This window comes from Flectobacillus rivi, from assembly GCF_030056655.1.
Taxonomy (GTDB): Bacteria; Bacteroidota; Bacteroidia; order Cytophagales; family Spirosomataceae; genus Flectobacillus; species Flectobacillus rivi.
Genome location: NZ_JASHIE010000013.1, coordinates 67,744 through 81,912, shown reverse-complemented (window position 1 = coordinate 81,912; position 14,169 = coordinate 67,744). Strand labels below are relative to the sequence as shown.

Here is a 14,169-nt window from a genome sequence, read left to right as displayed (position 1 = left end):
TAGCTATTAAGGTAATGCCTCTATTCTAAACCAATCGACATCAGCATAGCCAGAGTCGTTAATTTGTGAAGTGCGGGTACAGAATAAACCAATTTTGGCACCTATCCAATGACCTACAACAGCCTGAAATGGCTCGCCAAAATTCTTGAAACTTTGACCGTCAAGACTATAACTAAATTGGCAACGAGCCTTGTCCAATACCTTCACTCTCAGATATACAGGTGTATTTGCAGGAATAGGGGTTTCGATAACCGTTTCAATTTCTGGTTTGCCATCTGAGGCTTTTTGAGATTCGCCATAAATCAATACCACCCCCTCTTTACCTTTGCTTTTAAGTCCTATATGGGCATAGCTTTTCCCTAAAACAATCAGTCCAACCTTTTCATTTTCAAGTTTTTGATTAGGACTAAACACCAATTTTGTAGTTGCCGTAAATTGTTCGGTAGGGAATTTCTGGAGCAGTAAATTTGGCACTTCCCAATTATTTTTAGCATTTTCAGGTACCTTCTGAGAATACAATCGAAGACTTCCTGTATTGGTAATACTATGCCAAATTCCTTTCGGATTTGCTTGCCATTGCCATTGCAAGCCAAGCATATTTCCATTAAACTCATCCGATTCGGCAGGCGTTGCAATAGGATAGGATTTACCAACATTCGGTTTACGATAAGTCATCACAGGTTCGCCAATACCATCTCCGTCTGGGTCGTTACCGATCACTGGCCAATCATTTACCCACTTCATGGGTTGCAAATGTATCACTCGGCCATATACGTCTTTGTCTTGAAAATGTAAAAACCAATCTTCTCCCGTTGGTGTATCTACCCACGCTCCTTGATGAGGACCATTGACAGGGCTGTTTCCTTGATTCATGACTACTTTTCTTTCGTAAGGACCATATACATTTTTGGAACGAAGCACCAATTGCCATCCAGTAGAAACGCCTCCAGCAGGGGCAAAAATGTAGTAATAGCCGTTACGCTTATAAAACTTTGGTCCTTCTACCGTCGGGTCAGTTTCATGACCATCAAAAACGATTTTGCCTTCGTCAACAACTTTGGTTCCTTCGGTATTCATCTTCTTGATAGTCAAGACGCTTTTAATTCCTGCACGACTACCAGCCCAACCATGAACCAGATAAACTTGTCCGTCTGTATCCCAAAGAGGACAAGGGTCTATTAATCCTTTGCCTTCTTCCACCAAAATAGGTTCAGACCAAGGACCAGTAGGATTTTTAGCTTTGGTCAAATAAATACCAAAATCAGGATCAGGATAATAAATCCAAAACTCCCCAGCATGATAGCGAATCGCAGGTGCCCAAACGCCATTGCCATGTTGAGTTTTTGAAAAATGTTCAAAAGGAGGTTGACGCTTTAGCGCATGACCAATGATAGTCCAGTTTACCAAGTCTTTTGAATGTAGAATAGGTAAACCAGGAACTGCATCGAAACTGGATGCTATCATATAAAAATCATTACCCACACGACAAGCATCTGGATCAGAATAGTCGGCATCGAGGACAGGATTTTTGTACTGTCCATTACCCAAATCTGAAACCCAAACTTTAGAAATTGTTGGGCTATTTTGTGCCAATGTACCTAATGAAAACCCTAATGCACAGAGAGTTAATAATTTGCCAAATGATTTCATAAATGTCTAATTATGAGGAAAATGTAAAGTCTTAAGAGTTATGAATTAGTGGCTTTATAACAGAGTTCAACTGTAATCACACAGTAGTCAAACACCCCAAACTCACCACTTCAAAATCATCACTCACCTCAGTTCCACCAGTTTGTAATTTGTTCTTTTGTACCAAAAATCTTTTCCAATGTATAACTACGTAGTTCTTTTTTACTCAACTGACGACTCCAAGTAGCTCTTTTGGTAGGGTTTGCACCTTCGCCCGTAGATTGATATTCGGCATATAATACCGTTTTTTCATTTGCTGAATTCCCCCAATTATTCCAACCAATAGGCAAAATATGACTACCCATTTCAGTACGAATAAAAACTGTTTTACAAGCTGGTCGCCACGGACGACCTAGAAATACCTTCTTGGCAGTGGAGTCAGCCGTAAGTTTACAGTCAAAAAATACAAATCCATAAGGCTGGTAATCAGGCGTCGCTGCTGCCGTGATGTAAGAGTCTGAAAGACTTTTTAGGATACATGACTGAAAAACAACAATAGCTTTGCCAAACAAATAATCGGTAGTCCCTTCAATTTGACAATTGACATAGTATTGACGAGTGCCCTCTCTGGCAGCATAAAGCGTGTCTTGATTTCCCAAGAGAGTACAATTTTTACAAACAAACCTATCTCCTTCCACATGCAACGCTACTGCCTGCCCTACTCTTCCAGCACTGTTAACTATCGTGAGGTTTTCAAGAATAATGTCAGGCGCATCAACCAAAAGTGTGTACGAATTATAGGTGCTAAACTGCGTTTTGCCTACAGCATCTTTTTGCCCATTAGAATAGGTTTTGCCAGAATAGTCACCATTGGTAATTACCACCCCTTCGCGACTTTCACCGATAAGATGTAGGTTGGGTTTATTGGCTGGAATCGTCACTTTTTCGTGATAAGTACCATTTTTAATAAATAGGATAACTCGTTGTTGCGAATGATCTCGAAAAGCCATAATCGCCTCTTGGATACTTTTGAAGTCACCCGAACCGTCTAAGGCAACCGTAAATTTGGTCGGATAAGTCGTAGTCTTTTGAGCTATCGCCACCGATAAACTCAAAAAAAACAATAACATTGAAATAAGACTTTTTTTCATTTTTTAGGAAAATATTAAATACATAATTCCATCTCAACTAGCTGGAAATGATATTTTATTCTTTGAATAGGCTATAAATAACCCACACATAATCATCTGATTAATTAGAATTTTGAGGAATACAAATTGACCTAATGCGTACCTCTATTTTTTCGGAGAAATAGAAAATGCTATGGAAGAATTACAAGTTTTTTTGTAATTATAAATAGGTTTACGGTTCGAAATTCAGATATAAGTTTGGTGCACACAAATAATGTTTTTGATTTTTTTACGCAATCGTTGCCGGCAACGTTGCCAAACGTTTGACCTATTGATTTAAAAATGCAATCGGTTTAATTTTTATCAAAATGTATGTTTTTCTATAAGTATATTTTTAAATTGCCTTACTTTTAAGATAAATCTAAGTTAATATTGTACCTTTCTAATTCAAATTTTTCATTCATGCTCGATGAATTCGCATACTTGCAGCTTTGGCAAAAGATTATCAAAGGAGATAGAAAAGCCTTTGAGAAGCTGTTTGATGCCCTTGGTAAAGAGTTAGTTAGCTATGCTTATAAAATTTCGCTAGATAGAGCTTTGGCAAAAGATGCTGTGCAAGATGTCTTTGTAGATTTGTGGTTGTATCGAAGCAATTTGAATGAAGACGTTCAGGTAAAATTTTACCTCTATCGTTGTGTACGGAGAGCCACGACCAAACTTCTTAGAAGAGATAATCAGGAAAATACAGAAGCTCAATGGTATCCTATGGACTTTGAAGCTGATGAATTATCCCCAGAAATGCTATTGTGTAGAATCGAATCGGAAAGTTTTCAAGAAGCACAAATTGAAAAATCTTTAAAAATTCTTTCAGAACGAGAAAGAGAAATCATTACGCTCAAATACTACTCTAATCTTAAGCTCAGAGAAATTGCTAACTTATTAGAAATCAAGGAGCAAACTGTAGCAAATATCCTTCAAAAAGCCTTGACCAAACTACGTCAACAATTGTCTTATTTAATCTCGATAGTGTTGTTTTTCATCTTTGATTAAAAAAAATCAAAAAAAAATTACATTTCTTGTGGTAGTAAAATTCAAAACGCTTCTCTGTATTTGTAAAGGGATAATACTTTCAAACAGTGAGCTGTGATAATGACACAAATTCACAAAGTGTTTTGATACTATTTCTTCAATCATTTTGTGCCTTTGCCACGTTTAAATTTCCCTATTAACAACCAAACTAATGTTGATGTGAACAATTATGTATCATATACGCCCGAAGAATTAGCTCAGGATCAGTATTTTATCCAGTGGGTTAATGCTACCGATTTGGCAGCAGAAAACTTTTGGCAAAATTGGCTCGAAACCTATCCCTTTAAAAGAAAAGATATTGAAATAGCTCGACAAATTGTGCTTTTAACAAACCAAATGGCTGATTCTGACTTTTCAGATGATGAGATGGTGGAGTTGAAAAGTGCTATTTTCGAACAAATTGCGCAATATGAAACTCCTTCTATTTGGGGGCGTTTCCGTCAAAACTGGGCATGGGTAGCAGTGGCAGCCTCATTAGCCATAGGAATAGGCTTGTGGTGGCAAAATACTCGAACAGTATCTGAAAATACCTATTTGGCACAAGTAAATATGGCCAAAAAGAAATACGAAATTATTGAATCATTGAACCTAAACGAAGAACAAAAAGTAGTAAGTCTTCCTGATGGTAGTTCAATTATGTTAAAAAAGGGAGCACGCATCTCGTATCCTGAATCTTTTGAAGGAGATAAACGGGAAGTTTATTTGACGGGCGAAGCCTTTTTTGAAGTAGCAAAAGATGCTACTAAGCCATTTTTTGTTCACGCCAATCAAGTTATTACCAAAGTATTAGGCACAAGCTTTACGATACGAGCCGTTGCAGATGCTCCTACCGTAACAGTAAATGTCAAAACTGGGCGAGTTGCTGTCTTTTTAGCCAATAGTCAAGAGGAGACCCAACAAGCTCAAACCAAAAAGTTAGAAGGATTGGTACTTTCACCAGGCGAAAGGGTCGTCGTCGAAGAAAATAATATTGGCGCCGTCCAAGCTCCAAAGCCGTTTTCAGAGACTGTTAGTCCAAACACTTCTCAGTCGATTGAGCATATTTCATTTGAATTTAATGAAACTCCCTTGAAAGACGTTTTCGCTCGAATTGAACAGGTTTATCACTTAAAAGTTGAGTACAATGAGCATTTGATGGGCAATTGCCCTGTCACAGCGTCATTGACCGACGAACCTTTAAATCAAAAGCTACACCTTATTTGTAAAGCAGTAAGAGCTAACTACGTCCTGTCGGAGGGGAAAGTGGTAGTATCTGGTGCTGGATGTGAATAAAACAAATGCTATGAAAGAAAATCTATTTAACTCAAAATCCTTAGTGCCTATGTGATACAGTCGATTACGTCCTGTTTTTTATCTCAAAAAAAAGAGCCGATAAAGTGCAATTTATCGACCCTTTAGCCACCAATCCTTGCAGGGATTGCAGCTATTCTTTTGTCAAAATCGTCCAAATTTTAACAATCTAAAGTTATGAAAAAAATTCAACAGAATTATCATTTTGTTTGGCAAATCATGAAACTAACCTTTTACCAGCTTTGCTTGATGGCAGCATTTTTCAACCTTTCGCTTGCTTTACCGAGCAAGGGACAAGAAGTGCTGCGTCAGCCTTTATCTATCAAGGCTAGTAATCAAAGCATAAAAGAAATCTTGCATACCATTGAAAAAAATAGCGATGTACGCTTTGTATATAGCTCACGTATAATCAACAGCGAACGCAAAGTTTCAGTGGCACTCAACAATACTACTTTAGGACAAGTATTGAATAAATTATTGCTGCCTTTGCAAATCAAGTATGAGATTTCGGGCAGACAAATCGTGTTGGATGTCGCCGAACCCATTGAAGAAACAACGCAAGTAGTTGAGGAAATGATACCCGCTGATATTTCTGTTTCGGGGAAGATTACCGACGAAAGTGGTAGCGCTCTAGCAGGCGTAAACATCATTATTAAAGGTACTCGAACTGGTACAACTTCTGACGATAAAGGTTTTTATAAAATTGCAGTTCCTAAAAAAACTAATTCATTGGTTTATAGTTTTGTAGGATATAAATCTACGGAAAAACTTGTAGGCGAACAGACTATTATCAATGTACAGCTTCAGCCGGAAAATAATGCCCTCGACGAAGTTGTAGTAGTTGGTTATGGTCAAGTACAAAAACGAGACTTGACGGGTTCTGTTGTTTCAATCAAAGAAACACAAATTACCTCAACTCCCGTTACTAACGTACTTGAGACCCTTCAAGGAAAAGTCGCAGGGATGGATTTGACTCGTAGCAGTGGCGAAAGTGGTGCATCTTTGAACTTTTCGATTCGTGGTAATCGCTCTTTGAATGCTTCCAACCAGCCTTTGATTTTGGTTGATGGTGTCCAATATGGTTCTTATATCGACATCAACCCGAACGACGTGGCATCAATCGAGGTGTTAAAAGATGCCTCTTCAACAGCTATTTATGGTTCGAGAGGTGCCAATGGTGTTATTTTGATTACCACAAAAAATGGAAAGGCTGGCAAAACTAAAGTTGAGTTTAACAACTACTATGGTCTTAATTTGTTATCAGATTATCAGCAAGTAACTAATTCACAGCAATTTGTATCAATGCAACGTGAGGCATATCGTGCCGCTGGTCAGTGGAGTAGTACAGCAGACGATGCCAAGATTTTCAATGTACTATTGCCCAATATTCAAAAAGGCGTCAATACCAATTGGGCAGATTTGATGTTACATAATGGTAGTGTTCAAAACAACCATTTGGCTATTTCGGGAGGCAATGAAAAGACCAAATTCAGATTATCTTCTGAGTTTTTCGATGAAAGAGGTTTATTAAAATATGATGAGCTCAAGCGTTTTGTCCAACACTTAAACCTTGACCATCAGATTTTTAACAACTTGAAAGTGGGAATGGTGTTAAACTTCAATAGCTCAACGCAACAACGTAGAAATACCAGTTTTTGGAATCTAATCAAAAACTCTCCACTGGGCGAGCCCTACGAGGCAGATGGGTCTATCAAAACATATCCTTTCCCGGGCAATCTGACTTATAATCCTTTACTAGACGAAGATCCTGCCAACTATAATAACGAAACCAGTAGCAGCCGAATATTTATGTTGGGTTACGCTGATTGGAATATTTTAAAAGATTTGTCGTTGCGTTCTAGTTTCAACGTAGATATGTTTAATAGTCAACAAGGTATCTTTGAAGGAAAAAATACCACCTTGGCTGGTGTCAATAGTGGCTACTCTCGTTCGGCATTAATAGACCAACGCAATCGTAATTGGACTTGGGAAAATGTATTGAATTATAACAAAACTTTCAAAGACCATACGCTCAATACCATGGTCGGAACGAGTATGATTAGTTATCGTACCGTAAACTTTTCTGCCGAAGGTAAAGACCAACCTTTCTCGTCTGCTCTATTTTATAATTTAGGTACCAATACTCGCGACATCATTACCAATAGTAGTCTGACAGAAAGCTCATTAGCTTCATTTTTTGGACGTATCAATTACAAGTTCAAAGACCGTTATTTTGTAACTGGTTCAGTTCGTTTTGATGGTGCTTCGGTATTGGCTCCCGGCAAAAAGTGGGCATCTTTCCCTTCCTTAGCTTTAGCATGGCGTCCTTTGGCTGAGTCTTTCTTGGCTAATAGCAATATTCAGAATACACTTTCTGAGTTCAAAGTGAGAGCAAGTTATGGAGTTTCGGGCAATAGCGCTATTTCACCATATCAAACACAAGGTGGCTTGAGTCGAGTAGCTTTTTCGTTTGATGAAAATCCTGCCTTTGGATACTGGCCGAAATTACTAGCAAATCAAGATTTGGGATGGGAAAAAACAGCTACCCTTAACTTTGGATTAGACTTTGGTATTTTGAAAAACAGAATTACAGGTACCATCGACTACTATACCACCAACACCAGTGATTTGTTGATGGATAGAATTCTACCAAGTTTGACAGGATACAGCACAACGGTTGCGAACGTGGGTAAAACTAAAACTCGTGGTTTGGATGTAGTTATTTCAACGCATAATGTTCATACAAAGAAATTTAGCTGGTCAACAGACCTCAATTTCGCCACTTTCAAAGAAGAAATTGTTCAATTAAGTGTAGGTGGAGATGACGTAGCCAAAGCATGGTTTGTTGGTAAGCCATTGAGAGTATTTTACGATTATGAAAAAGCAGGTATTTGGCAAACTTCAGAAAAAGACGAAGCCGCAAAATATGGAAAAACTCCTGGCGAAATCAAAGTAAAAGATCAAAATGGAGATGGTAAAATTACTGCTAGTGATGACCGTGTAGTATTGGGGCAAGCTTCACCAAAATGGTCGGGCGGAATTACTAACTATTTTACTTATGGAGATTTATCCTTGTCAGTATTGGTATATGCACGTGTTGGGCAAACCATTGCCAGTGATTACTTGGGTTATTACTATCCAGGAGGTACTACTGCCGTAGTGGACTATTGGACACCAAGCAATCCAACTAACTCATATCCACAACCATATTTGAATCGCACGGACCAGTATATCTCTACGCTCAAATACATTGATGGGTCATTCTGGAAAATCAAGGATATTCGTTTGAGTTATAATTTACCAAAATCTTTGTTGAAAAAGACGCCATTAAGCAATGTCACCATTTATTCGACAGCCAAAAACTTCTTCACTTTCAGCAAGATAGCAAACTATGACCCTGAGCGAGGTGGTTCGGTCGACTTTCCGCTTACCAAACAATTGGTATTTGGTTTAAATGCTAGTTTTTAAGAAAGTACTTGGTAAAACTTCAAACATGATTCATTATGAAAAAGATTTTTAGATATATAATAGCTTCAATCGGTTTGACAGGAACATTAGGGCTCAATTCCTGCTCTGATTTTTTGGAAGAAACCAATAAAAATACGGTTACTTCAGACCAATTTTACAAAACTGCCGAAGGAATGGAAGGGCTCGTTAATTCATGCTACGCCCCAACACGTATTTGGTATGGAAAAGTAATTGGTCACCTTTTGACCGAAGCAGGAACAGACGAAATGCTTCCGGGCGGATTTACAGGTTATACCTATTTCCATGATTATAGTTCCACTTTACAAGCAACAGAAACGGGCTTTTTATTTGTTTGGAAAAGCTTTTATAGAGGTATCAATGCTTGTAATACAGCGCTGGAATATCTTCCGACATCGCCTCTTTCAGCTAGTCAGAAAGCCGTTCGTGAGGGTGAAATCCGTTTTCTTAGAGCTTTTTATTACTATCACTTGACAGAGACATTTGGAGACATTCCGCTTCGTACTAAATCGACGACAGCGCCAGAAACAACGGCACTCAGAAACTCAAAAGATGATATTTATAAATTGATTTTCAGTGATTTAGAAACTGCTCTAACTCAGTTGAAAGGAGTGGTAACTCCACAGGGAGGGCGTATTACCGAACCAGCAGTAGCAGCACTTTTGGCACGTTTGTATTTGACACGTGACAAAAACACCGAAGCCTTAACAATGGCCGACCGAGTGATTAACAATTATAGTTATAAGCTCATGAGCGACTACAAAGCCCTTTGGAATATCAGCAACAGCGATGGGAGCAAAAACTCTGAAGTAGTATGGTTTGTAAATTATTCGGAAAACAACAACCTCAATGACTATGGTCGTTATGATGACTTAGGATATTATTGGTTATGGGAAGGCGGAAATCATGCTCACGTATTGTACTTGCCGTATTTTGGTGGAGATAAAGGTTGGACTTATGATGTAGAAACAGGGCGCCCATTAGTGCAATATATGCCTTCAAAGTACCTATTGAATATATTTGATGAAACAAAAGATGCTCGCTGGGCAGGCTCATTCCGTATGGTGTGGTATGCCAATGACCCTACTTCTCTTGCTTCGGGAATGAAACTTGGCGACACATCTGTAGTAATATCAAAAACGCCAGTAAGTGCTGAATACCGTAAATCAAAACCTTATGTGATTTATGATGTAAACGATATTTACCAAGCAGATGGCTTACCTACGATTCCCCGCTGGCACTTCCCTGCACTTATCAAATTTGCAGATCCAACTCGTTCGGCAAGAGATGTAATTAACAGTAAGCGTGATGCTTTTGTATTTAGGTTATCCGAAATGTATTTAATTGCAGCAGAAGCAAGTATGAAACTTGGTGATAATGCAAAAGCTGCCAGTTATGTCAATGTTGTTCGTTCAAGAGCAGCACTTCCGGGACAAGCAGCCGCTATGCAAGTAAAAGCAAGTGATATGACCCTAGATTTTATTCTTGACGAAAGAGCCAGAGAATTTGTTGGAGAACAACTTCGTTGGTTTGACCTAAAACGTACAGGCAAACTCATCGAACGTGCGACCAAATACAATCCTTTTGCTGCACCAAACATCAAAGCGTACCATACTTTACGCCCTATTCCTCGTGTGGAAATAGATGTATTGCAGAACAAAAATGAGTTTTTGCAAAACCCAGGGTATAATTAAGGAATAAGGTAGAATTGTGAGTTACGAATGTAATCAATTGATTATCAGTTTTATTTAATTAAAACCTCTATTGATTTATAAATGGAGTTGTTATCTGATAAAATTTGTAACTCACAATTCTACTTTAACACGTATTAGTATTAGGCGTCAGGCTTGGAACACAAAAGGGTAACATTTGTGTTTTTATAAAAATAGCCTTAATTTAGTATTTATAACTTATCAGAATATTTTTATATGGCAATTGCAATTAAAACAGTCCCAGTATTGAAAGAAGAAGCTGCGCTTAAATTTAATAGTGCGGCTGAAGCTTCTATTGCTCAAAAATCTTCTATCAAGTTTTCTAAGCAAATCGCTATTTCTACAAAAATTTTAGCAAAAGCTAAAATCTAAATACCTATAAAATTGAGCTTCTTATATGAAAGATGTACGTTAAAAACGTATGATACTACCATCATAGAAAATTGTGACCCTTTTGATTGTGGTAATAATGACCTAAATGATTTTTTTGCCAACGATGCACTGAATTACACCTCAGAACTACTTGGTAAAAGTTATTGCTTCACTTTTGATGATGATGAACGTCAGATAGTTACAGCTTTCACTATTTCAAACGATAGTATAAAAACTTATACCCTTCCAAATTCTAGAAAAAAGAAAATCAACGCTGATATTCCTAGACAAAAACAAATGAAAAGTTACCCTGCTGTATTAATTGGGCGTCTAGGAGTGAATAAAAATTTTCGAAAAATTGAAGGGGAGGAAAAATCTATTGGAGACCAACTAATGGATTTCATAAAATCATGGTTTATTGACAAAGCGAATAAAACAGGTTGCCGATTTATCATTGTTGATTCTTACAATGATACTTTACCACTTAAGTATTATAAAAGAAATGGCTTCATTGAGCTTTTTAGTACTGAAGAGCAAGAAAAAGAATATACAAATATGTCTGAAGAAAGAGGGTTAACTACTCGTCTTTTATACTTTGATTTGATAGTCTTGGCTCAAACGGAGGCTTAACAATTTTCCTACCAAAATTTAGTAATAACATTCGCTTTTTACTTCAGGTATTTCCCTAAAAAACAAATACAAAATCATTTAGCAACACCATACTATTGGGGAGAGCGAAAGACTTATCTTTCATTCTCCTTACTTTTCTATGAGTACAATTACGTAAAATATTACTTATGTGTAAGATGGTATTAATGACTTTTTTTAAACACCAAAATCTAGCATCTAGTACTATCATTTACTTCTAAACAATCCAATTATGAATTTAAAAACAATAGCCGTCAAAGCTCTTTTTTTAAGTACATCTAGCTTATTAGCTTTTTCACAAAGTCCTCAACAAGATTACAAACTTTGGTACAAAAAACCTGCCTCTTCGTGGAATGAAGCGCTACCAATTGGGAATGGGAGACTTGCTGCCATGGTATTTGGGAATCCTGCAGTCGAACACCTCCAACTCAATGAAGAAACGGTTTGGTCTGGACAGCCTCATAATAATGTGGTTGAAAGTCAAGGAGCAACAATCCCTTTATTGAGAAAACTCCTTTTTGAGAAAAAGTACGCTGAGGCACAGGAGCTATCCAAACAGAAGATGGTTGCACCTCAAAATGGTATGAGTTATCAGCCTTCTGGTGATGTATATCTTCGTTTCAAAGGGCATGATAATCCACAAAATTATTATCGTGACCTCAATATCAGTAAGGCTACTTCTACAGTAAGCTATGAGATCGATGGCGTTAAATATAAGAGAACAGCAATAGCCACATTAGGAGACAATGTGATTGCGGTAAAATGTGAAGCGAGCAAAGCAAAAGCGCTTAATTTTTCGGTTGGCATCAATTCTGCTCACCAAGAAAAACATATTTATGTAAAAAATGGACTATTAACCCTAACAGGCACACCAGCTGCGCAAGAAAATTTAGCTTCCAAAATCAATTATGAAGTGGATGTAAAAGTCCTCTCAAAAGATGGTAAGGTAAGTACCAACGATTCAAGTATTGTCATCAACGACGCTACCGAAGCTACCATTTATATTAGCATTGGTACTAATTTTAAAAACTATAGAGACCTTTCTGCTGATGCGCACGCAAATGCAATGAGCTTTTTGAATAAAGGTTTGAAGAAGAGCTTTTCTCATTTACTCCAAGAGCATATTAAAAATTATCAGCAATATTTTAATCGTGTTTCTCTAGATTTAGGAAAAAGTAGTTCAGTCAATTTACCTACCGATGAGCGTTTACAGCAATTCAATTCGCAGTTTGACCCTGAGTTTATTGCCCTTTATTTCCAATTTGGCAGATATTTGATGATTGCTGGTTCACAACCCAATGGGCAGCCTACCAACTTACAAGGCAAATGGAATGACCGTGTCAAACCCGCTTGGGACAGCAAATACACTATTAATATCAATACCGAAATGAATTATTGGCCAAGCGAACCAACCAATTTATCCGAATTAGGTGAGCCCTTGTTCAAGATGTTAAAGGAGTTAGCCGTGACTGGTCAAGAAAGTGCGAAAAAGCTTTACAATGCTCGTGGTTGGATGGCACATCATAATACGGATATTTGGCGTATTACAGGACCTGTCGATGGAGGTTTTTATGGCATGTGGCCAATGGGTGGTGCTTGGCTGAGTCGTCATTTGTGGGAGCATTATTTATATACAGGTGACAAAAAGTTTTTGCAAGAAATATATCCCATTCTCAAAGGAGCATCAACCTTTTATGTAGATGCCATGCAAAAAGAGCCAGAACATGGTTGGTTGGTAGTCAGTCCATCGATGAGCCCAGAAAATACGTACAAAGACCCTATCGGTGGTAGTGCAGGTTTGAGCTATGGCACAACAATGGACAATCAGATTGTTTTTGAGCTATTGACGCATACCATACAGGCTAGTAAGGCTTTAAAACAAGATCAAATGTTTGCAGATACCTTAGATAATATACGTAAGCAAATTCCGCCAATGCAAGTTGGACAATTTGGTCAGTTACAAGAGTGGATTAAAGACTGGGATAGACCTGACGACAAACATCGTCATATTTCACATTTATATGGCTTATATCCTGCCAATCAAATTTCTCCTTATCGCAATCCAGAGTTGTTTTCGGCAGCGAATCAGACCCTTATTTCTCGTGGCGATATTTCAACAGGCTGGAGTATGGGTTGGAAAGTGAATTTTTGGGCAAGAATGAAAGATGGAAATCATGCTTATACTTTGATTAAAAATCAGTTGACGCTTGTTTCTCCAAAAGTACAAAGCGGACAAGGTGGTGGTACCTATCCGAATTTATTTGACGCACACCCACCCTTCCAAATTGATGGAAATTTTGGTTGTACTGCTGGCGTAGCCGAAATGCTTTTACAAAATCATGATGGCAGTATTGAAGTATTACCAGCTTTACCAAGTGAATGGAAAGATGGTAGTATCAAAGGCTTAAAAGCAAGAGGGGGATTCACCGTTGATATTTCTTGGAAAAACCAAAAAGTAACGAAATTAGTCATTCACTCTCAATTGGGAGGCAATTGTCGTTTGAGATTAGACTCAGAGACAAAACCAAACAATACTGCTCTGAAACAAGCACAAGGCGAAAATCAAAATCCATTTTATCAGGTGGAAAAAGTGGCCACGCCATTGGTAAACCCTAATGCTAAGATAAATCCGTCTGTTTTGAAGGCAACACAATTATGGGATTTAAGCACGCAGGCAGGTAAAACTTATGTGCTGAATTTTTAAAAGATTAAAATATAATTTATGCAAGGAGATGATTACCGCAATCATCTCCTTTTTTATTTTAACTATTCTCAAATTCATTTCCTCTTTGTCACCTAGCCGACAAATGGCT

Annotated in this window: 9 protein-coding genes; 7 read left to right on the top strand and 2 right to left on the bottom strand. The window is 37.8% G+C overall.

The window, feature by feature from the left end; all coding sequences use genetic code 11:
- Window positions 1-6: 6 nt before the first annotated feature.
- Both QM481_RS18180 and QM481_RS18175 read right to left on the bottom strand, forming a co-directional pair.
- Window positions 7-1,650 (bottom strand): glycoside hydrolase family 43 protein, encoded by a 1,644-nt coding sequence (locus QM481_RS18180; protein WP_283382783.1) that lies wholly within the window; start codon window positions 1,648-1,650, stop codon window positions 7-9.
- A 128-nt stretch (window positions 1,651-1,778) separates the two neighbouring features.
- Window positions 1,779-2,780, bottom strand: a complete 1,002-nt coding sequence (locus QM481_RS18175) for a pectinesterase family protein (protein WP_283382782.1) — start codon at window positions 2,778-2,780, stop codon at window positions 1,779-1,781.
- Between the two features lie 441 nt (window positions 2,781-3,221).
- Here QM481_RS18175 and QM481_RS18170 point away from each other — a divergent pair, with 441 nt between their 5' ends.
- The 7 genes from QM481_RS18170 to QM481_RS18140 all read left to right on the top strand — a co-directional run bounded on the left by QM481_RS18170 (window position 3,222) and on the right by QM481_RS18140 (window position 14,060).
- Window positions 3,222-3,809 (top strand): RNA polymerase sigma factor, encoded by a 588-nt coding sequence (locus QM481_RS18170; protein WP_283382781.1) that lies wholly within the window; start codon window positions 3,222-3,224, stop codon window positions 3,807-3,809.
- Window positions 3,810-4,007: 198 nt separating this feature from the next.
- Window positions 4,008-5,120, top strand: a complete 1,113-nt coding sequence (locus tag QM481_RS18165) for a FecR family protein (RefSeq protein WP_283382780.1) — start codon at window positions 4,008-4,010, stop codon at window positions 5,118-5,120.
- 195 nt (window positions 5,121-5,315) lie between these two features.
- On the top strand, window positions 5,316-8,606 hold the full coding sequence (locus QM481_RS18160; RefSeq protein WP_283382779.1) for a TonB-dependent receptor: 3,291 nt from the start codon (window positions 5,316-5,318) through the stop codon (window positions 8,604-8,606).
- A 35-nt stretch (window positions 8,607-8,641) separates the two neighbouring features.
- The gene (locus QM481_RS18155) at window positions 8,642-10,318 is read left to right on the top strand and encodes a RagB/SusD family nutrient uptake outer membrane protein (RefSeq protein WP_283382778.1); all 1,677 of its coding nucleotides are present in this window, start codon (window positions 8,642-8,644) and stop codon (window positions 10,316-10,318) included.
- 234 nt (window positions 10,319-10,552) lie between these two features.
- Entirely contained in the window at window positions 10,553-10,708 is a 156-nt protein-coding gene (locus QM481_RS18150) for a hypothetical protein (protein ID WP_283382777.1), read from the top strand.
- Window positions 10,709-10,720: 12 nt separating this feature from the next.
- A complete protein-coding gene (locus tag QM481_RS18145) occupies window positions 10,721-11,338 on the top strand; it encodes a GNAT family N-acetyltransferase (RefSeq protein ID WP_283382776.1) in 618 nt (205 codons plus the stop codon).
- A 250-nt stretch (window positions 11,339-11,588) separates the two neighbouring features.
- Window positions 11,589-14,060 (top strand): glycoside hydrolase family 95 protein, encoded by a 2,472-nt coding sequence (locus QM481_RS18140; RefSeq protein WP_283382775.1) that lies wholly within the window; start codon window positions 11,589-11,591, stop codon window positions 14,058-14,060.
- Window positions 14,061-14,169 lie beyond the last annotated feature (109 nt).

Excerpts from the sequence above, each read along its gene's own strand:
- QM481_RS18180 (WP_283382783.1), bottom strand. The coding sequence starts at position 1,650 with ATGAAATCATTTGGCAAATTATTAACTCTCTGTGCATTAGGGTTTTCA.
- QM481_RS18175 (WP_283382782.1), bottom strand. The coding sequence starts at position 2,780 with ATGAAAAAAAGTCTTATTTCAATGTTATTGTTTTTTTTGAGTTTATCG.
- QM481_RS18170 (WP_283382781.1), top strand. The coding sequence starts at position 3,222 with ATGCTCGATGAATTCGCATACTTGCAGCTTTGGCAAAAGATTATCAAA.
- QM481_RS18160 (WP_283382779.1), top strand. The coding sequence starts at position 5,316 with ATGAAAAAAATTCAACAGAATTATCATTTTGTTTGGCAAATCATGAAA.
- QM481_RS18155 (WP_283382778.1), top strand. The coding sequence starts at position 8,642 with ATGAAAAAGATTTTTAGATATATAATAGCTTCAATCGGTTTGACAGGA.
- QM481_RS18150 (WP_283382777.1), top strand. The coding sequence starts at position 10,553 with ATGGCAATTGCAATTAAAACAGTCCCAGTATTGAAAGAAGAAGCTGCG.
- QM481_RS18140 (WP_283382775.1), top strand. The coding sequence starts at position 11,589 with ATGAATTTAAAAACAATAGCCGTCAAAGCTCTTTTTTTAAGTACATCT.